The organism is Providencia sp. LY12 (genome assembly GCF_057621555.1).
The window spans coordinates 1,568,682-1,589,735 of the sequence record NZ_CM172594.1; the positions used below are offsets into that span (position 1 = coordinate 1,568,682).

Sequence of the window (21,054 nt, forward strand, 5' to 3'; positions counted from 1 at the left end):
TGCAGTTGAACAAATGGATTACTGTAACGATCTTTATTTCTAAGGATGAAAAAAAAGCCCCAAAAAATTGGGGCTTTTTATATTTAGTTCGAAATTCAAACTAGGGCTATAAATTAAGCGCCTGGTTGAGTTACAACTTCAGTTGTACCTTGGATTTCGATTTCAACGCGACGGTCTGGCGCTAAGCACTCGATCAGAGCTGCACGGCCTTTAACTGCGTCACATTTGTTACCAGTTACTGGATCTTCTTTACCACGACCTTCAGCAGCGATTGCGCTTGCTGGAACGCCTTTAGATACTAAGTAGTCTACTACTGACTGAGCACGTTTTTGTGACAGTGGCAGGTTGTAGTTTTGTGAACCGATACGGTCTGTGAAACCAACTACCAGCACGCGACCTTGAGTTGGGTCGATGTTGCTCAGTTCGTTGTACAGTTCGTTCAGTGCTTGCTGACCTTCTGGTTTCAGAGTCGCTTTGTTGAAGTTAAACAGAACGTCTGAACGCAGAGTGAAGCGTTTGTTTTCAACAACTGGAGCTGCTGGCTCAGCAACTACTGCTGGAGCAACAACTGGAGCTGCTTCTTGACCGAAACGGTATGCAAGACCAACGCTCAGCATGCCGTTATCTGGGCTAACACCGATGTTGTCTTTGTCGCCCATGCGGCTAACCCACTGGTAGTCTAAACGAGTCGCTAATTCTGGAGTGATAGCATACTCAAGACCCAGTGCGTAAACTGGAGAAACGCCAGTGTCAGTTTCTTTACCAAGAGCGTTAACTTTAGCTTCTGTACGGTAAACCATACCACCCAGACGAGTATAAACGTCTAAGTCTTCCATGATTGGATAGCTCAGTTTGGTAGTCAGAGAAACACCCATTGAAGAAACGCTACCTGGGTTTTCACCTTTGTACTTCATTTTACCAAACCAGTCGTAGCCCATTTCGAAGCCCATGTACTGGTTGTATTGGTAACCTGCGTACAGACCCGCACCTAATTGGTCACGAGTTTTTTTGCCAGTACCAACGGTGTCACCGTCTTCATCAGTAAATTTAGCGTGCTCGTAGTGAGACCAACCTAATTTACCACCAGTGTACCAAGTGTTATCTTTTGGAGCTGCTTGTGCAACAGTTGCAAATGCTGCCACTGCTACTGCTACCGCGATAGCTGTCTTTTTCATTTTTACGCCTCGTTATCATCCAATATTGGCTTGGCTTCGTGAGCCTTATTATTTGCCATTGGTTCAATTTAATTGCTAGGTTCAGCTGACATTATCCACAAAAATTTACGAAAAGTAAAAAAATAATGTCATGAGCTTAACAGGCTAAAGTCTACAACGAACTCCAAAAGATACAAGTATGGTAAGCAATAAAGGTTAAAAAAAGTCTTTTTTTACCGTTGAAATCAGAGAGATAAATATATTACCCATTTTGTTGTTAATAAACGCATCTTATTGTTTTTAAAGAATTTAAATATATTTCTTTATAATTATCTTGATGAATGTAAAATTTCGTAAGAAAAATCTTATTATTGTTTAGTGAATGTTATTGGCGTGAATCTTTAAAAGGTTTTGATGTCTAATATCCGCTGAGCTTGTATTATATGTTTTTTCTGGTCTCATAATGAATCCCATCGAATGACCTGCTTCTGCCGCATTTTGTAAAAGAATAAAATCTTGCTCATTTATTTCTGGCAACCATCCTAATACGACACTGTAATTACCGCTTCTTAATGCTTTTTCCATGGCATCAATGGTCGTAATTGAATTAACTTGGTTAAATTGCATGATTTTGTTGGTGGGTAAACCAGCTTGCTCTAACCAGTGTTTACTCAGTTTTTTATCTGGGCTCAGCCATAATAGCCAACGTGATTGAATACCAAACTGGCGCAACATCGGTAGCAAGATGTAATCCATAATTGGGTGTTGTTCGTTATAGACTAGCTCGCTCACCATACCTTGTTGTATTGCACCATTAGCAAAACTCATTGCTGGGGTTACGTTTCCTAAATTGCTATGTGTAAGACGATCATGCGTGAAGCTATCATTAGTAAAATGATTAAGAGAATGTGTTGTTGCGCTATTCCAAGTAGAAATACTCATAATTCACCTCGCTACAATTTTACATGTAGAACAATGTTTCATGGAGATAAGTGCTGTATGAACATACAGTAACTGTATATTTATACAATATCAAGGCTATTTTTACAAAGCGCTTCGCAACTTTGTGGTTTTTATGCGAGTTATACTTGGCATTTTTAACTGAAACTTTAAAATCGATTAAACATAATTATATGTAAAAACAGTTGTTTTTTTATTGCTTGAAGCTCAAGGACGATTGTGTTTTTTTTATTCATAAGGAGATGGAAAAGTGTCATTACAAAATGAAAGAAGTTCCCTTTTACAACAAATTTTGGGGCAGTTTGGCGCGCTAAAAAAGAAAAACCATTTCGGTGGATACTGTTTGTGCATTGATAATGCACTGGTGGGGTTAGTACTGGATGGGCAATTCTATGTTCGTGGGTGCCTGTTTTCTCGTAGCTATTTTGAATCAGTTGGGTTTGAGCGGTTGGTATACAGCAAAAGAGGCATTCCTCTAGAGATGCGCTATTACCAACTTCCGGAAGAGGCCTGGTGTAACCCATCAATATTGAGTCACATTATTGAATTAGCTTACCGTTCAGCCATGGAAGAAACTCAACAAAGAGAGTCAGCGGCGGTACGCATCAAGGACTTGCCTAATATGAACATGGCAATGGAGAGGGCGCTTGGGAAAATTGGGATTTTCCATGCTGAAGACCTCATTATGATTGGGGCTAAAGCGTGCTTCTTGAAACTAAAACAGCATGGGAAGCTGATACCAAGTGTAAAACAGTTGATTGGATTGGCTGCGGCTATTGAGGGGTGCCATAGTGAAGTATTACCTTCTCGAACTCGGCAGGAGCTCATTAACTGGTTTAACAGCATGAACTAATTTTCATTCTTTCAAATCAGCGGGCATGACCATTTATAGGTTTTAATGCCCGCTCATCAGTTTATTTTATGACAAGCTAATCTGTTTAATCATTGATTTTATTTCAGGAATTAATTCAACCAGTAATTTAGTTTGTTCCATGATCAAGACTGTTTTCTCATCGTCATCGCTAGAGGCATGGTCAATGCGATTCAGTAAGCTCACTCTTAGGCGCTCTGACTTTTCATCAATAATAGCGGGATCTAAGGATGTGACTTGAATAGACGATTCGATATAGCAGATTGCATCATTTAATAAGGTGAGATTCGCTTCGTTTTGCATTTGCTCTCGATGGGCGCCGAGTGCTGAAATATAGCTCAGTAATGTATGGTTTAAACACAGTAAGCGGAACGCTTGTTCTTGCGTGATTTGGTATGACTTAGGATCCGATGCCATATTTGAAACAATTGAAGCAAATTCTGCATCATTATTATGGGCGTCACGTCTCGCAACACGGTACTCCAAGCTATTATCTTTACCGTGATAATATTGCTGTAAAATCGCATCTAAATAACGGCAGTTGCTATCCATCGTTTTCTGCACTACTTGCGGTAACTGTCGAAATTTCCAGTCAGGCCAAATAAAACTGACGGCAAGTAATGCGATAAAACAGCCAATTAGAGTGTCGATAATTCGAGGTAATGCGACTTCGAAACCTTCACCGAGTAAATTGAAACAAAATAGCACTAGCAATGTAATAAACAGTGTTGCTTGAGCATATTGGCTGCTACGGAACATGAAGAACAATAGCCCGGTGATAACGATTAGGGTGAGTTGCCCCTCAATGGATGGCACGATATTGAGTAAAGGTAACCCAATGGCTATGCCTAACAAAGTGCCTGTAATACGTAATGCTAGACGGCGCTTTGTCGCATTATAGTTGGGTTGGCAAACAAATAAGCTAGTGAGTAAGATCCAATAACCGCGTTCCAAATCAAATAATTGAATAATCACGTAGCCAGTGCAAAGCAAGGCTGACATTCTCACTGCATGGCGAAACAGCGAGGATTTTGGGGTTAAATGATGTTTGAAGCGGGCAAATACATCACGAATACCCGAGACTGATTCGTCAGATAACTGCTCAATTTGCTTATTATTTTGCTGCCAAGAAGCTTGGCCTAAGCTCAAGCCTTTTAGTTGGACATCAATTCCTTTGAGGTTTTTTAGCAAATTTCGTAATGCTTTGATTTCATGCAATTCAGGAGATTGTTGCTGGAGTAGCTGCAAGGAGTTTTCAATATACGTAAATGTGCGCTCAAAGCGTGGATTATGTTGATACTGCTTGCGCCATAACACGGATTGAGCAACCTGCTGGCAGGCTCTGGCTTGCATGGTTAATAAGCGTTGAAAGCGAAACAAAATATCACAATGACGTAAACGACGGCTAAGCTGTTGATATTGAATATGTGATGAACTAGCTCGTTCATGAATATCTTGGGCGACAAAGTAATATTGCAATGTATTACGCGTGCCTCGCTGACCTCTATCGCCTTTCAATCGGCTGAGTAGCGATATTTTTGCCTGATTCATTGTACTGACTAACGTACTGTTTACTAAGGCTAAATCATAGACTGATTGCTGATAGTCATCTTCAAGATCAGGATCAAATAAGTTTGCCTTTGCATCAAGATAAGCCGAAAGCTGCTGATAACACTGCGTAATGGCATCTTGTAGTGGGCGAACAGGGAAAAGGATATGCCCGATGAGAGTGAGAATGTTGTACCAAATGGCGCCAGTTAATAAGAGCGCTGGTTGGATATACCAAGTATCAAAAATAGGTACGCCCAGCATGGTGTATATTGCAATTAGCAGAGCACCGAAAGCGATAGTGGCATAACGTTGCCCTAATGCGCCAAGTAAGATAAAACCGCAGGTTGAGAATGCTAACCCAAAAAAGAATAAAACGGGGTAAGGAAAAAGTAACTCAATAGAGACTGAGGCAATTAAAAAACAGAATAAAGTGATAATTAAATTTTTTATTCTGCCAGTCAATCTATCATCTAAGTCAGTGAGTGCGGCAGCGACAACGCCTAGAGTTAAAGGGATCGTGACTTTAGGCTCTAAGCCTAAAAGCCATGGAACCAAGGTTGTGCCTGTCAGCGCAATTAAGATTCGGATATAATATAAAATATGGCTGTTATAGAGCACACGACGATAACTGGTTAGCAGCGTTAGCACAAAGTACCTCAGTGGTAAGACAAATCCTTATCTATATAGAATAACGTGTTTACGTAGAATAAAAAACTATTAGCAATTATGCTTTGATTATTTTCACGAATGATTCACACAGGTGCAGAACGTATGGAACTGAAATCGACACAGATTGGACAGCGCCTGGCTCAGCATCCCTATAATCGGGTTCGCTTACTTAATGCAGGCATCGAAGTTAGTGGTGAAAACCATCAATATCTTATTCCCTTCAATGAGCTAGTCGATATTCGCTGTAAGCGAGGGATCGTCTGGGGGGAATTGGAATTTGAAGTTTTAGATGAACAAGTCGTTCGTTTACACGGCACAGAGTGGAAACAAACTCAGCGTTTCTACCATTTTTTGAATGAAAAATGGCAGCAATGGAGCGTCGAAATGAGCGAGGTCAGTGCTCAAGTATTAACGTCTTTAACCCAGTCGATTTTACAACAAACTCAGCAAGATGCGTGGTTAAGTTTACGTAGCTTGCAATCAATAAAAGAAAGGATCACTCAGCAGTTTTCATCACTTCCTTTACCCCTCGTTCGCATGCCTTTATTTGAAAACTGTGCCGCACATTACCAATTTTGCAGGCAGTGGCTAACGAATAGTGAGCAATGCCGTAAGCAAAATAACCAGAATTGGTGCCAGTCAGTTCTAACGCGCTACGATGATTTTTTCCAACATATTGAATCCTCTCCATTAAATTATTCTCAATCATTATCAGTCATTAATGGCGAAGATAATGTTTTAGTTTTAGCGGGAGCGGGCAGCGGAAAAACATCGGTGCTGGTTGCAAGGGCAGGATGGCTTCTATTAAGAGAGCTGGCTAAACCTGAGCAAATCTTATTGTTGGCGTTTGGGCGTAAAGCTGCGGAAGAGATGAATGAGCGGATTCAGTCTCGTTTACAACAAAAAGAGATTGAAGCGAAGACATTTCACGCACTTGCATTGCAGATTATCCGCGAAGGTAGCAATAAGTCACCGGTAATTAGTGCGTTAGAGTCGGATACCGACAAACGTCAATCTCTCTTGTTGAATGAATGGCGAGAGCAGTGCTCCAGTAAAAAAGCCCAAGCGAAAGGTTGGCGAGAGTGGCTGTCAGAAGAATTGCAGTGGAATATTCCTGACGGTGAGTTTTGGAATGATGAAAAAATTAGTCGCAAAGTGGTCGTTCGACTAGAACGCTGGTTGAGTTTGATCCGCTCTCATGGCGGTAGCCAAAAAGAGATGATTGACAATACGCGGGAAGAAATTCGTGCGCTATTCCAAAAACGAATTCGTTTAATGGCTCCGTTATTGAAAGCTTGGAAGAGTGCTCTCAAAGATGAAGGTGCGATTGATTTCTCCGGTCTTATCCATCAAGCGGTCAATATTATTGAAAAAGGGCGTTTTATTAGCCCGTGGAAACATATTTTAGTTGATGAATTCCAAGATATTTCACCACTGAGAGCCAAATTATTACATGCATTACGCCAACAAAATAAGCAAACCTGTTTATTTGCGGTTGGTGATGATTGGCAGGCAATCTATCGCTTTAGTGGCGCTGAATTGGATTTGACGACGTCATTTAAAACGCATTTTGGTGAAGGGGATTTATGCGCATTAGATACAACATACCGGTTTAATGAGCGCATTGGTGATGTTGCGAATCGTTTTGTGTTACAGAACCCAAGCCAGTTAGATAAGCCATTAAATAGCCTAACAAAAGGTAATAAGAAATCAGTTGTTTTATTGTATGAAGATGCGCTAGAGCGTTTGCTGGATAAAATGAGTGGTTATGTTTTAGATGATGAAAATATCTTAATTTTGGCTCGTTACCATTATTTAAAACCGGAAATTCTTAATAAAGCGGAAACACGCTGGCCGAAATTGAAAATTCAATTTATGACCATGCATGCATCGAAAGGTCAACAAGCGGATCATGTCATTATTTGTGGTTTAAATGGTGGTAAAGAGGGATTCCCAGCGCCTGCGCGGGAGTCGATTATTGAAGACGCTTTGCTGCCGCAACCAGAACATTTTGAACATGCGGAAGAGCGACGACTATTTTATGTGGCGTTGACGAGAGCGAAGCAGCAAGCATGGTTATTGTATAACCCTGATAATCCATCCGAATTTGTTGAAGAGCTAAGGCAAATGGGCGTACCTAGACAGAAAAAACCTTAAAAATCGCTTATTAAAATTCAGAGCTTAAAAATGAAAACTGCGCCATTGAGTATACTGATGGCGCAGTTTTTTATTCATTTACGACTATTTTCAGGCGTACTATTAATTAGTGCGTTTATTTAAATAGCTTTGATAATCAGGGATCACAATATCAATTTCCCCATCAAAGAAAGGGGAGGTAATCAGAAAATCAGCAGTAGCAGGGTTAGTGGCAACAGGAATGTTCCATACAGTGGCTAATCGCAGAAGCGCTTTGACATCTGGATCGTGAGGAACGGCATTTAACGGATCCCAAAAGAAAATGAGTAGGTCGATTTTCTGCTCTGCAATCATGGCACCAATTTGTTGGTCACCGCCCATTGGGCCGCTCAACATACCGGTAACGGGTAAACGTGTTTCTTTATTGACTAAGCTCCCAGTAGTACCTGTTGCAAACAGCTTGTGTGAGCTTAATTTCGTTTTATTTTTGGTTACCCAACCGAGCAAGGATGATTTACAGTGGTCATGGGCAACTAAAGCAATATTTTTTGAAGCTGCGATTTTTCGGGTGGTAGATTCCATGAGGTTCCCTTAAACAAGATTGGCATCACAAATAGATAGCTGTCACGCATCTTAAAAATTGAGTGAACAAAGATGTACAACATATATCATAATGTATATGAATAGTTTACTGATTTTGGGAGATATTTTGATGAGAGATCAAGAAATTGCTGAAATTCTAACGAGCGTTAAGACAATTGCATTAGTTGGCGCGAGTGACCGTACAGACCGCCCAAGCTATGAAGTCATGGAATATCTCTTACATCAGGGGTATCAGGTTATTCCGGTGAGTCCGAAGCTCGCGGGGCAAACATTATTAGGACAGCAAGTTTATGCACAGCTGAGTGAAATCCCTAATCCTGTTGATATGGTTGATGTTTTTAGAAACGCTGATGCAGCAGTCGGTGTTGCTCATGAAGCTGTCGCTATTAAAGCTAAAGTCTTATGGCTACAAAAAGGGGTTATTAGCGAAGAGGCACAAAAAATTGCCGTGAATGCGGGGTTACAGTGCGTGATGGATAAATGCCCTAAACAAGAAATTCCAGCATTAGGTTTAGAAAAATAAGCATCGTGAGTTCATCGACGGTAATGTGAAAAAATAAAGCAGCTGGTGGGCTGCTTTACTGGATTGCGTTCATGATCAGTTACGTAGACGCGGAGCTTGTAGTTGGGATCTTATCGATTCTGCTAACTCATCCATAGAAGGTTGTTCTGGATGGTCATCAGTCATCTCATAAGTAATCTGTGCTTCTGCTAAATAAGTATGAACCGCTTCCCCATTATCATCTTCCATGACGACATGATACCAAGGCAGATCGCGTAATGTACTGTTGGATGCAATGTCATCATCATGTGGTTGGTCGAGCGAGTATTCAGGGTCAACATCAACAACTACCCCAAGGTAGCCGAGAAGTTTGTGTCTGACTTGTTGCCCGATTCCATATTTACTGGTGATCATCATAGCGACCTCCTTAAAAGCCTTGCTTGTACTGTAAACTACATGTGGGCAGTGCTGTGCGTTTTCAAGCCAATGTGTGGACAATTACTCATAACGCAATACACTGTCTTTAAGTAATAACGAAAAGCAGTGCCTCAATAATCAGATTATCTGCTGAATGAATAAAAAACAACTGCGTCAGAGGGTTTTAATTGATTAAGTAATGACATCGGAGGCTTATATGACAGCAACAGGTCGTTATTTCTATATTTATGGACGAGTCCAAGGTGTTGGGTTTCGTTACCAAACCTATCATTGGGCGAATCAAAATGGGATCAAAGGTTTTGTTTATAACCGGGATGATGGCAGTGTGAAACTGGCTATTTATGGTTCCGAGCAGGATATTGAATTTGTCGATGACTGGCTGAAAGCAGGCGGGCCTCCAGGCGCTAAAATCGATCACTACTTTAGTGAAAATTGGCATACGGAACCAATAGCGGATTTTTCCGTCCGCTATTAGCGTGTTCTTAAATACATTTTACGGGTTTAGGAAGACCTGCAAGTTTTGTCGCTTGCTTCGCAGGACCTTGAGGAAACAGTCGATATAAATAACGGCTGTTGCCTTTTTCTTCCCCAAACTGCTGAGAAACCGCTTTAACTAACATTCTGATCGCTGGTGATGTATTAAATTCTAAATAGAACGCACGAACGAAACGGATAATTTCGAGATGCTCGTCAGTGAGTTCAATTTCTTCTTGCGCAGCGAGTAGCGGAATAAGATCTTCGCTCCATTGTTGGCTATCAAGTAGGTAGCCTTGCGAGTCTGTTTCAATTTCTTGATTATTAAAAACCAACATACTTAATTTCTATCCAAACAAAAGTAGACCGCAAATTTAGCAAAAAACCAGCAATAACCCAAGTAAACCCTGTTGGAATAGGAAAAAATGTTGATAATTTCATCCATTGAATCAATGTGCGTCTATTTTTAAAGCGAACGAACAAATTAGGGGTTTACATTGAAAGCGCAGATGATTATAGTGCTCGTCATTGCGGAGGGGTGGCCGAGCGGCTGAAGGCAGCGGTCTTGAAAACCGCCGATGGGAAACCATCCGAGAGTTCGAATCTCTCCTCCTCCGCCATCTTCACTTCCAATCAAGTCTCTCAAAGTCTACTAATCCCAGTAAAATCAAGCATTCTAACGAAATCTCACTCTACCTAAGTCTACTAACGTCTTTCTAAATCTCTACAATTTATTGTATAGTTTTTTGTATAGAAATTTCCTCTACGATTTTCCTATACAATATTGGTGATTTATGAAGCTAACTGACATGGCAATTAAACGCGCCAAACCAAAAGAAAAGGCATACACGCTGGCGGATGGTAACGGACTATCTTTATTAGTTGAAACTAATGGTTCGAAAGGTTGGCGTTATCGCTATCAGTTCGCAGGCAAAACTAAAATGATATCGTTAGGTATCTATCCTGTTGTCACTCTCAACGAAGCAAGAGCGAAAAGAGATGAAGCGCGAAAACAGGTTGCCAATGGCATTAATCCAAGTGAAGTCAGAAAAGCAGAAAAAGCGGCAATAATTAACAAAACTGTAAACACCTTTAAAAATATTGCTCTTGAATGGTATGAGGGCAGAAAGGATCGCTGGTCTGTTGGTTATCGTGATGACATGATGGATGCTTTCGAAAAAGACGTCTTCCCCTATATAGGTAATCGCCCGATTGCCGAGATCAAACCAATGGAACTACTCGACGTGCTTTCTATTATGGAAAAGCGCGGAGCAACGGAGAAGCTAAAGAAAGTGCGCCAACGTTGTGGTGAGGTGTGGAGGTACGCCATTATTACTGGTAGGGCAGAGTATAACCCTGCACCAGATTTAGCTAGCGCCTTTGTTCCACATAAACGTGAGCACTACGCCTACCTTTCAGTAAGTGAATTACCAGAGTTTCTTTCTTCTATAGATAAGTATATGGGTAGCCAGATTGTTAGAGTGGCACTAAGAGTACTTATTTTAACTGGAGTTCGACCAGGAGAATTGAGAAAAGCAGAATGGTCAGAAATTAACTTTGATACTGGAGTATGGGAAATACCGGCTGAAAAAATGAAGATGCGCCGCCCTCATATTGTACCACTATCGGATCAGGTTATTGATTTGCTGAAGCAAATACACTCCATTAGTGGAAGTTATCAATATATATTCCCCAGCCGTACTGATTATAGAAAGCACATATCAGATATGGCACTTAATACGATGATTAGGCGCATGGGTTATAGTGGGAGAGCCACAGGTCACGGATTTAGGCACACAATGAGCACCATCCTACATGAGCAAGGCTATAACTCAGCATGGATTGAAACACAGTTAGCGCATGTCGATAAAAACTCTATACGTGGAACGTATAACCACGCTCAGTATATTGATGGTCGTAGAGAAATGCTTCAATGGTATGCAGATTACATGGACGCATTAGAGAACGGCGATAATGTGATTCATGGTAACTTTAAACGCGCTTAACCCACCAGCAATAGCCAGCCAATAAAACGGCTGGTTTTTTTATGTTTGAAATAAATCTACTGGACAAATAGACAGTAAAAATAGCCTGTAGTAGACTTTTATAGACTGTTAAGAATAAAGCTATGTCTAGGCTGATCCCCGAAAACTAGTACACCTCTACTAGCTGACATAGCTCCTACTACAGAGGTCGTGAGGTGACGTTATGATCGATATTGCAGAGGCACTCAAGGCTCGGGAAAATGAATTTATCAGCTTGAGAGAATTAATTACACGGATTAGGTTACAGCAGCCACATGTGAGTGAATCTCAGATAGCTGATTTCTTATATATAGAAAATGCTAACAAAGAATTACCTGCTTGGGTTAAGCAAGGTATTGCGCGAACTATTGAGGAAACTGACGGTGGCTATGAAGATGTTGAACTAGAATCGTTACTCAAGGTTATTCATGAGCAAACGTACATGCCAGAGGTTACAGAACCTCCTATGCCATCTGAGCCACCAATGGATTTTGAAGATCTAGATATCCCATTTTGATTGAGAGTTAAGAGGTAAAATAATGGCAGGTTGGTTGAATAATGATCATTGGTCTGCGCCTCATTTTGATAAATATGGATTTAGGCGGTCAGACTTAAAAACGTTAGCTGATAAGCTGGGTATAGATTTATCTATTCCATTGGAAGATGTTGTTCCAAATGTATCAACTAATATTGATAACAAACCTACAAGCGAAGCTGATGTAGAAAAACTAAAAATGGAAGTTGACTCCTTAAGGAAGCAACTTCGTAAGCTTGAAAGCGAGCGACCTATTCTTTTAAAAAGGTACAGAGAAGATGATCCCCTTTATTTGGCAATTCAAATCAGAAATCGGGAATGGGCGAAATATGACCCAGAAAACGACAGGATGACCAGAGGAAACCAAGAGGCGATTATTAAAGAATTAGAAGATAGTAAAAAATTTTCAAATGCTCAAGCTAAAGCTATAGAACAGGTGGCTTGCCCGATCAAACGTTAAAAATACCCTAACCCTCAGTGTAAATTGTATCGTGGTATCCTTACCCTGAGGGCATAGCTGTGACTTACCCTTAGGGTATTTATTGAAATATTATTAAGGATCACCCTTAGCCCTAAGGGTAATTTTATTGCCGACATCCATCATGCCTGAGGGTATGATCAAAAAGCATTTTTTCATGCAAATATACCCCTGAGTCTAAGAGCGTCTATCAAGGCGTAGTATTAACTAGATAGCAGAGGGCAGCATGCCAGTAGTCAATCCAATTAAAGAAAACCTCATTCGTTTACCTGAAGCTATGCGTCGTACTGGCTATGGTAAAGCGTGGATTTATCATCTCATTGGAACAGGTCAATTTCCAAAGCCAGTAAAAATAGGTTCTCGCTCTATTGCTTTCGTTGAATCGGAAGTGGATGAGTGGATCGCCAATAAAATTGCTGAATCTCGTTCTAATGAGGTAGCTTAATGGAAAAGAAGCCACCGAAAAAACACCGCGCCCGTTTATATATGTTAGGTACAGGAATTAATGGATTTACCGAGAATGAAATATTAATTCACTGCCATTTATCGTCAGGTCGTAATTATTCTTCGGAGCTAGAAAGAAAGCTAAATATTAAATTAGAGCGCATTGACGAACTGAACCCTGACGGCATTGGATCACATTACCGTTATCGTATTCGCAGCCAGAAAGACGCGCTGAAGGTAATTAACCTCATCAACCACCGCGCCAATGCTGGCGGATATGAAGGTATTTCAAAATCACAATCTGAATTAATTTTATCGTTGTACCCAATCGAGTAATAAGGACATAAGACCATGAAAAATAAAATGACCGTAATGGGTCAGGGATTTTCACACCCTGAAATCAGCCAAGAGCCTATTTTAATTCAACACAGAACTGAGCCGAGAATAGATAGCCGCCTGTTTGCTAAACGCATCGGAATTAAACATAAGAACCTTTTTGAATTAGTAAAAAAGAATGCAAAGAATTTACGTCAATTTGGCACGCTTCCGTTTCAAACGGAGACGTGCTCACATTCAACGGGTGCGAGTATTAATAAATACGCTCTACTCAATGAAAACCAATTTGATTTTATGTGCCGTATTGTTCGTGGTCGTAATCATGAACAGATGACGCAATTCAAGCTAGATGTAACCAAAGCATTTAGTAAGAAATGCGCGGCTGAACCTATTCGACGTGAATATCTACCACATTATCATGAGTCACGCGACGCACTCCGAGACTTAGGCGCAGAGAAATATCATTACATTAATCTAGCTCGTACCGAAAATCGATTAACAGGCTTACTTACTGGTGAGCGAGCAATCGCAGATGAACAGCAGTTAGGGTTATTAGTCTGTATGCAGAAGATTGAACAGGCGGCATTTCAGGATGCCATTAACTCGGGGTTATCGGCGACTCAAGCGTTACGTGAAGTCAGTCAACGCATTGAGCAGTTTGCTAGTTTGATGAGCCCTATGACGCGGATTGGTGGCTAATATGATGAGTATCATTACAAATGCCTACCAAGTTAGTGAATCTCTACTAGTAGGTCATCATTTAGTAAAGCATTTTACCAATCTAAAACGTGGAGAATATACATCATTTGCTAAAGGTGAATTTTTTCACTTTGTTATTGGCAGCACTACAAAGAATGATATCGAGTTTTGTCAGTTCACAAAAAAGGGAAGCACTTTAGATGCTTCCCTATCAAGTAATGGTAACCAAAAAAAAGATGGCGTAGGTATTCTTAATCTGTTTGTTCAGCGGAGGCAGATTATTAGTTATTCGTTTGATTGCTTGGCTTTGCGTTGTCTGCGTTTAATTTCTGCTTTTACTGCGGTAACTATAAATTGCGCTTTACTCTCACCATCTTCTAAATTTTTCTCTAAATCGGCTACTACTTCATGTGGAAAGCGGGCATTTAGCTGTTGGGATTTATTGTTAGTTGAACTTGTCGCCATTACTAGATCTCCATGCGATTGGTGCGAGTCAGTATACGCAAAAAAAAATGCAAGGAAAGGGTTGAAGTGCGATTCACTTGGAGATAAATTTAAAAGTGAAGGTGCGATTCACCAAAAGGCAACGCCCCGAAGTGCTACCAACACTATCGAGGCGTTTAACCACAATGTTAATCGGAGTAACACTATGGCTATGTATAAGTCTACCCAAACTCGCCCTAAATTCCTATGGCGCTTTTTCTCATGCCAGCAATTTAAGTATTTCATCGTTATTGCTTCCAGCGAACAAGAGGCTCGTTCAATGCTGCCTGATTCTCCTTGCTTGTTCTCTGCTCGTTTTGCTGAAGGAGAAAGCGTATGAACAGTTTACTCCCCGACAATTATTTCCGTATCCAAGCTGAAATTGACGAAATGCTTGGGCATGTCGATTACCTTCCACCAGAAGAACGAAGCCGTAGCCGTTTGCTGAGAGTGAGAAAGGGCTTAATCCATGTTTTATGCGAAGTATTGCCATCGATTGATGATCCGAAAAAACAGGAGCTTTACTACTGGCTGGAACGCATTGCTACGCTGATCGGCATAGAGGTATTGGAGGTTCAGGAAAAATCGGAGGTGAAACGTGTGTAATCCTCTTCCATTAGATGCCGCTGCTTACAAGGCTCAGCAATGTAGTTCGTTATTTGCCGTGATATTGGAGCAGGCGGCGACTGAGTGCTCTAAAGAACTTTTAGACCTTATTGCTATTGCTTGTGATTTAAATGGTGAAATTTGGCAATCACTGGCGGAGGCGACGAAATGAAATCGATTGATGTTATCCGCGAGGTGAAATTAAAAGCGAACGGGCAATGGCAAACCATACTCTCTAATCTTGGGGCAGAAGTGCCTCTCAATAAGCATACCGCTTGTCCTCATTGCGGCGGTAAAGACCGTTTTCGATTTGATGATAAAGACGGTAACGGTACGTTTATTTGTAACCAGTGTGGCTCAGGTGATGGGTTAGATTTAGTTCAGCGTGTTCTTGGTGTCAGCGTCACCGAAGCCGCAAAAGCGGTCGCTGATATTATCGGAATAGATACTCGTTCAGCCAATCCACCCGTTTGCTGTAACGATGACGTAAAAGCGCAACAGGAAGCCCAGAGAGCACAACGAGCAGAAAACCAAGCTAACCAGCAGCGAGAAAAACTTCAACGTTTTACGGCGCGATATAACCGGCTTATTGAGCATGTTCAGCAAGGAGAATCGGATTATCTCAAGGCAAAAGGGTTACACGGTTTTGAGATGGATTTATTGCCGGACGGTTCTCTTATCATTCCATTAGTGGATGCTGGCGGCGTTATTACAGCCGCACAAACCATTAAACCCAATGGCGATAAACGGTTGTTACTCGATAGTGCGAAGAATGGCAGTTACTACCCTATTAATGAACCTGTAAGCATTTCGACGGTAATTATTACCGAGGGATTAGCTACTGCTATGACGTGCCATTTACTCAATCCTGAAGCCTATGCGGTGGCAGCAATTGATGCGGGTAATTTAATTCATGTGGCTAAGGTAATGCGGAGTAAATACCCAGAGAGCAAGATTATCATTGCAGGGGATAACGATATTAAGCCCGACCAACCAAACACGGGAAAGCTTGCGGCTGAGAAAGCAGCTAAGGCAGTTAATGGTATTGCGGTTTTACCGCCTACTACTGATGATAAAGCCGATTGGGATGATTACCGTCTATCACACGGTATTGAGGCAGCAAAACAGGTGTTTAGTGCTGAGTTGGCTAAACAGGAAGGTAACGTAGTGAAAAAGGACAACGTGATCCGCATCGATGCGAAAAAGAAAATCAAAACTCACGATGATTTAGCCCCCTTTTTTGATAAACGACACGGTGGTTTGTATTACATCGAACGTAAGCAAAACAATACGACGGGTGACATTGACGAAAAAGAAACATGGTTTTCGGATGAAATGGAGACGGTAGGCATTGGCTCTGATGGGAAAGACAGTTATTTAGTTATTCAGATGAGGCAAGAAGGTAGCAATCGTATTATCTATGAAGCTATTCCAAGGCGTGAGCTAGGCTCACCTCAAGGATGGGGGCGATTGCGCTCACGGGGTGTCAATATCACCACGAAGCGTGGTCAGTTAGATTTGTTGGCGAACTATCTTCAACGAAAAGGAAAGCGCGACGAATGGACAATCACACATACCGCGGGTTGGCATGATGGGGCATACGTGATGCCAGATGGTCACATTATTGGTACGCCTAGTCGTCCTGTTGCCTTTTGTGGTGGAACGTCTGCTGTTGCGGGCTATATCGTCAGGGGAACGGCTGAAAGCTGGCGAAAGAATGTCGGTAATTTAATGAAAGGCAACCAATCGATGATTTTAGGTGGATTAGTCGCCTTAGCTGCGCCACTAAACTCTCTATCAGGGGGTAGCTCGTTTGGTATTCATTTATTTGCTCAATCCTCCGCAGGGAAAACCACTACGGTAGAAGCCGCCTCAAGTATTTACGGTGTACCCGATGAACTGAAATTAACATGGGATGCGACAAAGTACGGGCTAACGATTGAAGCAGCTTCACGAAATGATGGATTTATGCCGATTGACGAAATTGGACAGGGTAATGATGTGCGACATGTAGCAGGAAGTGCCTACAGTTTATTCAATGGTACGGGGCGCATCCAAGGTAATAAAGACGGCGGAAACAAAGCTGTTTTACGTTGGGCTATTGTGGCGTTATCAACGGGTGAGGAAGATTTTGAAACATACCTCATTCGTAATGGTGTCACCCCAAAAGCGGGGCAGTTAGTGCGTCTGGTCAGCGTACCATTTACTGATACTGTCGAGTTTCACAGTCTTGATGACGGTGATTTGCATTCACGCGCCATCAAACGCGCATCAACGCGGCATTGTGGGGCAGTTGGTCGAGCATGGATTGAGTATCTCGCTAATAATCAGGACACAGCCAACCAGAAAGTGACCTTCAAAGAAAATGAATGGTTATCAAGTTTACCTGAAGATGCGTCGCCACAGGTTAAGCGAGTCGCCACACGTTTTGCCATGCTGGACGCTACCGCAGAGTTATCAACGTCAATCACTGGCTGGAATGTAGCGGAGTGTAGTCGTTTTATTCGTAATAGTTTCAATGAGTGGCTGGAGAACTACGGAACGGGTAACCGCGAAAAATACCAAGTCGTCAAACGGGCAAGGGATTTTATTCAACGCTATGGATTAACCCGTTTTCAACCCTACACCTACGGCAAGCGTAACGGAGATTTAGACCGAACTTACGCGGGGAGGATAACAAACCTTGCAGGCTATTTAGTTTCGGGGCGCAGAGAGGATGGCAAGAACGAATATCACATAATCCCGTCTGTGTTCGAAGATGAAATACTCTCAGGCATTCAAAAGAAACTGGGGGCGGAGGCACTCGACGAGGTAGGTATTTTAGTCAGACCAGAATCAGGGCGTGTAGACGGTAAAACTATCAGTATCAATGGCAGCCAACAGCGATTTGTTGTCTTAATTGATAGCGAGGAGGAATAGCCTACCAGAACAAAGTTTCCGTGATGAATCAAAAACGTTGGGATAAGTGGGATAACGGGATAAGAAATAAAAAGAGTAATAAAATTAGCTGGTTAAGTTATCTCTATTTATCCCATGTTATCCCAAGTTATCCCAAAATAAATGATAATAAATTGTTGTAAATGTTAATAAAAAGGCAAAGTTATCCCAAAAATAAAAAGTTTGGGATAAGAAAATAGAGTGTTTGGGATAAGTTAACCTTATGAAATTAAATGGAAATAAGTAACTTATCCCGTTATCCCAAAGAAAAATCGTTTTTTGTATATATAGATATTTAAATGGCCACTAAAACACTGGCGCTAAAACAACAAAATCCCCCTGCGACGAATACACCAAAAGCATATAAGGTAAAACGCCACAGTACCCATAAGGGTGACAATTAACTCCTTTGGGTTTGATCTATTTGTGAGCAGCACGAATAAGTAGCCATTGAGATCGACTAAGGCGTAAGGTTAGAGTGGGGCGGTTTGCTATTTGGGGCTATAGCTCAGATGTTAGTGATTTCACTAAATATGTTTATGACTTTAGAAAACCTAAAGGCATGAGGTGGGTTACATTCGATAAGTTAGTAGCAGAACGAGCAAGATTAGATGATTATTACTGGCAGGCATTTATACCATTTGTAGATAAGTTAACATCGGGTATTAAGATAAGGATAACGTAATAAAGCCTTGTATTCTTAGTCAATGTCTCCTCACGAAACCTCACGCATTAAATTGTAATTCAATTAATCGCTACCCAGTCGCATGAATGGCTATCACCTTAAAAAATATATAAATTATTTGTGCACGCATGTATCGGCATTCTGCGAATTAGTGCGCAAGGTGCGAACTACGGTAAAGCTAGATGTATCAACGCTTAGAGGTGATTTGTGCTCAAATCGAATGCTAAGAAATGCTAAGGTCAATCTAGAAATTGCGCACGGAACTGCGAATTGCGCAGAGTGATAACCGGCTCAAAGTCTGTCGCGGCAATGGTTGGCGTAATTAGTGCGCAAATTTGGATGTACAGAAATGTTAAGGTCAACTGCTTTTCATGTAGTTCTGTTCAATATTGAGTTGAGTATAACAAACACTATTAATTTTTTATTTGAGACTAATATCACGATGTGTTGATAAATATTTTTCTTGCACATTAATAGGTGATATCAATAAACCTATATATAGTGCATGTGGAATTTTAATTGCCTATATATTGAGTTTTAGGTATGTAAAAGTCTGAATAAGGGAAAAGCTAGCGTTATTGTCTCTATTGACTTCTTTAGCATATGTAGTAAATTTTATCTCAACTGAGCCCGATCCCCTGTTTCTCCATGCTTAAATGCCTTGTGAGTCTCATGGTCGGGCCTTCTATTTTATGATTCAGATAAAATTAAATAAATCATTATGATAGCAGCTAAACCACATAAGGAATATGCCGAGCAATTAAGCCTTTTACTTGAAAGGGGAATGCATATTTCTGACCATGAGCGAGCGATAAAAAAATTAACTCAGGTTGGTTATTATCGGTTATCAGGGTTTTGGTATACAGCTAGAATAATTGTTACTGGTGATGATAACCTTTCACGCAGAACAGACCAGTTTCTATCTGGAACAACTTTTGAAAGTGCCTATGACCTCTATTTGTTTGATAAAAAACTTCGTTTATTGATGCTAGATGCTTTAGAACGCATAGAAATACATATTAGGTCAGTTATTGCGCATGAAATAGGTCGATTAGACCCTCTTGCATACAGAAAAGCTTCTTTTATGAACCCTCGATTTACGTCAGGGGAAAATAGCAAATTCGAACAATGGCTAACTGCTCTTAATGGAAAAATAAAGACGAGTAGAGATGAGTGTATTCATTGGCATCTTGATCAGGAAAAGGAAATTCCATTTTGGGTTGCGGTTGAAACGTGGGATTTTGGGCAAATGTCGAAATATTATTTAATGCTCAAAGGCAATTTGCAAAAAAAAATCACACGGCGATTCGATATAAATAACACTCAATCATTTGCTAACTGGTTAAATGGATTGAATATATTACGTAATAGATGTGCACATCATTCGAGAATATGGAATCGTAAATATGTGCCTTTAATGATACCGCAAACAGCTTATTTTGATTCACTGATCTCTACCAATCTTCAAAAAGAACGAATCTATGGGTTAGTTTGTGTTATTTGGTATTTAGTTAAACGTATTGCGCCAAACTCAAATTGGCTTAGACAAGTTGCCGACCTTATAGATTCCAAGCCGAACATGCCAGGATGTAGCTTTAACCACATGGGATTGTCTTCTAGAGGATTTCCTCGGGAAGCATTTGGAGCTGATTTAGGATTTATTACAGCAAGTAATGAGGATGTTGCTTAATAATTTATTTTTAATATTAGGATTGAAATGCATATCATCACTGATTTATGTGAGTTTAAATATATTATTATATAGATGTGTACCGTAGCTGAGTTTTTAAGGTTTAACATGTGTTCAATCCTAACAAATCCTAACGTTAATTCGGATAAAATCTCAAGGTTTCTTAAGGATAAATACTACCATGTTGATAACATTACGGATGATAAGGATTGGTAAGGTAGTTGTATAACTTAAAGTATGGTGAGGTTATTATTGACAGAGTGAAAAATATCGCATGACTATTTTTCACTCTGTTTTGATTAGTACCACATTGGGGCATTAGGATTTTTATTACTATTTCTCATGGGGCTAAAACTTGTTAAGTTAAACATTAATCCACAATGAGAATAAACACCGACGCAAATGGAGGTTTAATATGCCGTCTACTACTGATTTTGATACATGGCTAGATGATGTAGACAGTGATCATGAAGAGGTTATAGCCCTTTATGAAGCAGTACTAGATGTAAGTGATCGTGGATTATATAAATGTGCAAAAGGGAATAAAGACAACACTTGGGTTGTAAGCTCAAACCATCACAGTGAAAATCTTTTTCTCGCATCAGAAACAGCTAGAGATACCTTCCTAGCATCAATTAAAGAAAGGCTTTGTGACGGCGAAGACATTGAATCATGGTATGGTTTCCAGCGTAACATGTCTAATAAACACTCATGAAGCATATGTAACCCACAACTTTGAAAGCATCAATTCTGAAAGAAGACCAATCTATAAAGACTGG

General features: G+C 40.7%; 23 protein-coding genes and 1 tRNA gene. 17 read left to right on the forward strand and 7 right to left on the reverse strand.

Features of this window, described 5'->3' with window-relative positions; all coding sequences use genetic code 11:
* Positions 1–113: 113 nt before the first annotated feature.
* A complete protein-coding gene (gene ompA, locus ACY3ZI_RS07145) occupies positions 114–1,175 on the reverse strand; it encodes a porin OmpA (RefSeq protein ID WP_211885155.1) in 1,062 nt (353 codons plus the stop codon).
* Between the two features lie 354 nt (positions 1,176–1,529).
* A complete protein-coding gene (gene sulA / locus ACY3ZI_RS07150; protein WP_211885156.1) occupies positions 1,530–2,096 on the reverse strand; it encodes an SOS-induced cell division inhibitor SulA in 567 nt (188 codons plus the stop codon).
* Positions 2,097–2,364: 268 nt separating this feature from the next.
* Here sulA and ACY3ZI_RS07155 point away from each other — a divergent pair, with 268 nt between their 5' ends.
* Complete coding sequence (locus tag ACY3ZI_RS07155) at positions 2,365–2,967, forward strand: TfoX/Sxy family DNA transformation protein (protein WP_187128929.1); 603 nt, start codon at positions 2,365–2,367, stop codon at positions 2,965–2,967.
* 66 nt (positions 2,968–3,033) lie between these two features.
* Here ACY3ZI_RS07155 and yccS read toward each other — a convergent pair whose 3' ends face one another.
* On the reverse strand, positions 3,034–5,184 hold the full coding sequence (gene yccS, locus ACY3ZI_RS07160; protein ID WP_211885157.1) for a YccS family putative transporter: 2,151 nt from the start codon (positions 5,182–5,184) through the stop codon (positions 3,034–3,036).
* Positions 5,185–5,307: 123 nt separating this feature from the next.
* Between yccS and helD the strand changes: the two genes are divergently transcribed.
* Positions 5,308–7,362 (forward strand): DNA helicase IV, encoded by a 2,055-nt coding sequence (helD, locus tag ACY3ZI_RS07165; protein WP_211885158.1) that lies wholly within the window; start codon positions 5,308–5,310, stop codon positions 7,360–7,362.
* Positions 7,363–7,464: 102 nt separating this feature from the next.
* On the opposite strand, the gene ACY3ZI_RS07170 is transcribed toward helD, so the two are convergent.
* Positions 7,465–7,923, reverse strand: coding sequence for a methylglyoxal synthase (locus ACY3ZI_RS07170; protein WP_211885160.1), 459 nt, complete (start codon positions 7,921–7,923; stop codon positions 7,465–7,467).
* A gap of 130 nt (positions 7,924–8,053) precedes the next feature.
* Between ACY3ZI_RS07170 and ACY3ZI_RS07175 the strand changes: the two genes are divergently transcribed.
* A complete protein-coding gene (locus ACY3ZI_RS07175; protein WP_211885161.1) occupies positions 8,054–8,467 on the forward strand; it encodes a CoA-binding protein in 414 nt (137 codons plus the stop codon).
* A 75-nt stretch (positions 8,468–8,542) separates the two neighbouring features.
* Here the strand turns inward: ACY3ZI_RS07175 and hspQ are convergent, their stop codons facing one another.
* Entirely contained in the window at positions 8,543–8,863 is a 321-nt protein-coding gene (hspQ, locus tag ACY3ZI_RS07180; RefSeq protein ID WP_006813539.1) for a heat shock protein HspQ, read from the reverse strand.
* Between the two features lie 217 nt (positions 8,864–9,080).
* On the opposite strand from hspQ, the gene ACY3ZI_RS07185 reads away from it, so the two are divergent.
* Entirely contained in the window at positions 9,081–9,359 is a 279-nt protein-coding gene (locus ACY3ZI_RS07185) for an acylphosphatase (RefSeq protein WP_230082502.1), read from the forward strand.
* Between the two features lie 7 nt (positions 9,360–9,366).
* Here ACY3ZI_RS07185 and ACY3ZI_RS07190 read toward each other — a convergent pair whose 3' ends face one another.
* Positions 9,367–9,696, reverse strand: coding sequence for a TusE/DsrC/DsvC family sulfur relay protein (locus tag ACY3ZI_RS07190; protein WP_036951672.1), 330 nt, complete (start codon positions 9,694–9,696; stop codon positions 9,367–9,369).
* Between the two features lie 194 nt (positions 9,697–9,890).
* Between ACY3ZI_RS07190 and ACY3ZI_RS07195 the strand changes: the two genes are divergently transcribed.
* The 7 genes from ACY3ZI_RS07195 (at position 9,891) to ACY3ZI_RS07225 (ending at position 13,874) form a co-directional block, all read left to right on the forward strand.
* Positions 9,891–9,978, forward strand: a tRNA-Ser gene (locus tag ACY3ZI_RS07195).
* A gap of 174 nt (positions 9,979–10,152) precedes the next feature.
* Positions 10,153–11,364 carry a tyrosine-type recombinase/integrase gene (locus ACY3ZI_RS07200; RefSeq protein WP_487376766.1) on the forward strand — a complete coding sequence of 404 codons (1,212 nt, stop codon included), beginning with the start codon at positions 10,153–10,155 and terminating at the stop codon, positions 11,362–11,364.
* Positions 11,365–11,566: 202 nt separating this feature from the next.
* Positions 11,567–11,899: a hypothetical protein gene (locus ACY3ZI_RS07205; protein WP_407901395.1), complete on the forward strand. Its 333-nt coding sequence runs from the start codon at positions 11,567–11,569 to the stop codon at positions 11,897–11,899.
* A 22-nt stretch (positions 11,900–11,921) separates the two neighbouring features.
* Positions 11,922–12,377: a hypothetical protein gene (locus tag ACY3ZI_RS07210; protein ID WP_487376773.1), complete on the forward strand. Its 456-nt coding sequence runs from the start codon at positions 11,922–11,924 to the stop codon at positions 12,375–12,377.
* A 244-nt stretch (positions 12,378–12,621) separates the two neighbouring features.
* Entirely contained in the window at positions 12,622–12,840 is a 219-nt protein-coding gene (locus ACY3ZI_RS07215; protein WP_224120651.1) for a helix-turn-helix transcriptional regulator, read from the forward strand.
* Positions 12,840–13,175, forward strand: coding sequence for a hypothetical protein (locus ACY3ZI_RS07220; RefSeq protein ID WP_487376776.1), 336 nt, complete (start codon positions 12,840–12,842; stop codon positions 13,173–13,175). Before ACY3ZI_RS07215 ends, ACY3ZI_RS07220 begins: the two co-directional genes overlap by 1 nt.
* A 15-nt stretch (positions 13,176–13,190) precedes the next feature.
* Positions 13,191–13,874 (forward strand): Rha family transcriptional regulator, encoded by a 684-nt coding sequence (locus ACY3ZI_RS07225; protein WP_487376778.1) that lies wholly within the window; start codon positions 13,191–13,193, stop codon positions 13,872–13,874.
* Between the two features lie 285 nt (positions 13,875–14,159).
* Here ACY3ZI_RS07225 and ACY3ZI_RS07230 read toward each other — a convergent pair whose 3' ends face one another.
* Positions 14,160–14,339: a YlcI/YnfO family protein gene (locus ACY3ZI_RS07230; protein WP_255312649.1), complete on the reverse strand. Its 180-nt coding sequence runs from the start codon at positions 14,337–14,339 to the stop codon at positions 14,160–14,162.
* A gap of 190 nt (positions 14,340–14,529) precedes the next feature.
* Between ACY3ZI_RS07230 and ACY3ZI_RS07235 the strand changes: the two genes are divergently transcribed.
* From ACY3ZI_RS07235 to ACY3ZI_RS07260, 6 genes are all read left to right on the forward strand, one after another.
* The gene (locus ACY3ZI_RS07235; RefSeq protein ID WP_230085084.1) at positions 14,530–14,697 is read left to right on the forward strand and encodes a host cell division inhibitor Icd-like protein; all 168 of its coding nucleotides are present in this window, start codon (positions 14,530–14,532) and stop codon (positions 14,695–14,697) included.
* Positions 14,694–14,963 (forward strand): hypothetical protein, encoded by a 270-nt coding sequence (locus tag ACY3ZI_RS07240; protein ID WP_487376782.1) that lies wholly within the window; start codon positions 14,694–14,696, stop codon positions 14,961–14,963. Before ACY3ZI_RS07235 ends, ACY3ZI_RS07240 begins: the two co-directional genes overlap by 4 nt.
* Positions 14,956–15,135 carry a hypothetical protein gene (locus ACY3ZI_RS07245; RefSeq protein ID WP_108478884.1) on the forward strand — a complete coding sequence of 60 codons (180 nt, stop codon included), beginning with the start codon at positions 14,956–14,958 and terminating at the stop codon, positions 15,133–15,135. The genes ACY3ZI_RS07240 and ACY3ZI_RS07245 overlap by 8 nt, the downstream gene beginning before the upstream one ends.
* Positions 15,132–17,882, forward strand: a complete 2,751-nt coding sequence (locus tag ACY3ZI_RS07250) for a DUF927 domain-containing protein (protein ID WP_487376784.1) — start codon at positions 15,132–15,134, stop codon at positions 17,880–17,882. Before ACY3ZI_RS07245 ends, ACY3ZI_RS07250 begins: the two co-directional genes overlap by 4 nt.
* A 1,424-nt stretch (positions 17,883–19,306) precedes the next feature.
* The gene (locus ACY3ZI_RS07255; RefSeq protein WP_487376786.1) at positions 19,307–20,275 is read left to right on the forward strand and encodes an Abi family protein; all 969 of its coding nucleotides are present in this window, start codon (positions 19,307–19,309) and stop codon (positions 20,273–20,275) included.
* Between the two features lie 415 nt (positions 20,276–20,690).
* Positions 20,691–20,990 (forward strand): hypothetical protein, encoded by a 300-nt coding sequence (locus ACY3ZI_RS07260; protein ID WP_487376788.1) that lies wholly within the window; start codon positions 20,691–20,693, stop codon positions 20,988–20,990.
* The last annotated feature ends 64 nt before the right edge of the window (positions 20,991–21,054 follow it).

What these genes read in the sequence shown, in the direction of transcription:
- ompA (WP_211885155.1), bottom strand. Translation starts at nt 1,175, where the DNA reads ATGAAAAAGACAGCTATCGCGGTAGCAGTAGCAGTGGCAGCATTTGCA.
- sulA (WP_211885156.1), bottom strand. Translation starts at nt 2,096, where the DNA reads ATGAGTATTTCTACTTGGAATAGCGCAACAACACATTCTCTTAATCAT.
- helD (WP_211885158.1), top strand. Translation starts at nt 5,308, where the DNA reads ATGGAACTGAAATCGACACAGATTGGACAGCGCCTGGCTCAGCATCCC.
- ACY3ZI_RS07170 (WP_211885160.1), bottom strand. Translation starts at nt 7,923, where the DNA reads ATGGAATCTACCACCCGAAAAATCGCAGCTTCAAAAAATATTGCTTTA.
- ACY3ZI_RS07175 (WP_211885161.1), top strand. Translation starts at nt 8,054, where the DNA reads ATGAGAGATCAAGAAATTGCTGAAATTCTAACGAGCGTTAAGACAATT.
- hspQ (WP_006813539.1), bottom strand. Translation starts at nt 8,863, where the DNA reads ATGATGATCACCAGTAAATATGGAATCGGGCAACAAGTCAGACACAAA.
- ACY3ZI_RS07185 (WP_230082502.1), top strand. Translation starts at nt 9,081, where the DNA reads ATGACAGCAACAGGTCGTTATTTCTATATTTATGGACGAGTCCAAGGT.
- ACY3ZI_RS07190 (WP_036951672.1), bottom strand. Translation starts at nt 9,696, where the DNA reads ATGTTGGTTTTTAATAATCAAGAAATTGAAACAGACTCGCAAGGCTAC.
- ACY3ZI_RS07200 (WP_487376766.1), top strand. Translation starts at nt 10,153, where the DNA reads ATGAAGCTAACTGACATGGCAATTAAACGCGCCAAACCAAAAGAAAAG.
- ACY3ZI_RS07205 (WP_407901395.1), top strand. Translation starts at nt 11,567, where the DNA reads ATGATCGATATTGCAGAGGCACTCAAGGCTCGGGAAAATGAATTTATC.
- ACY3ZI_RS07210 (WP_487376773.1), top strand. Translation starts at nt 11,922, where the DNA reads ATGGCAGGTTGGTTGAATAATGATCATTGGTCTGCGCCTCATTTTGAT.
- ACY3ZI_RS07215 (WP_224120651.1), top strand. Translation starts at nt 12,622, where the DNA reads ATGCCAGTAGTCAATCCAATTAAAGAAAACCTCATTCGTTTACCTGAA.
- ACY3ZI_RS07220 (WP_487376776.1), top strand. Translation starts at nt 12,840, where the DNA reads ATGGAAAAGAAGCCACCGAAAAAACACCGCGCCCGTTTATATATGTTA.
- ACY3ZI_RS07225 (WP_487376778.1), top strand. Translation starts at nt 13,191, where the DNA reads ATGAAAAATAAAATGACCGTAATGGGTCAGGGATTTTCACACCCTGAA.
- ACY3ZI_RS07230 (WP_255312649.1), bottom strand. Translation starts at nt 14,339, where the DNA reads ATGGCGACAAGTTCAACTAACAATAAATCCCAACAGCTAAATGCCCGC.
- ACY3ZI_RS07235 (WP_230085084.1), top strand. Translation starts at nt 14,530, where the DNA reads ATGTATAAGTCTACCCAAACTCGCCCTAAATTCCTATGGCGCTTTTTC.
- ACY3ZI_RS07240 (WP_487376782.1), top strand. Translation starts at nt 14,694, where the DNA reads ATGAACAGTTTACTCCCCGACAATTATTTCCGTATCCAAGCTGAAATT.
- ACY3ZI_RS07250 (WP_487376784.1), top strand. Translation starts at nt 15,132, where the DNA reads ATGAAATCGATTGATGTTATCCGCGAGGTGAAATTAAAAGCGAACGGG.
- ACY3ZI_RS07255 (WP_487376786.1), top strand. Translation starts at nt 19,307, where the DNA reads ATGATAGCAGCTAAACCACATAAGGAATATGCCGAGCAATTAAGCCTT.
- ACY3ZI_RS07260 (WP_487376788.1), top strand. Translation starts at nt 20,691, where the DNA reads ATGCCGTCTACTACTGATTTTGATACATGGCTAGATGATGTAGACAGT.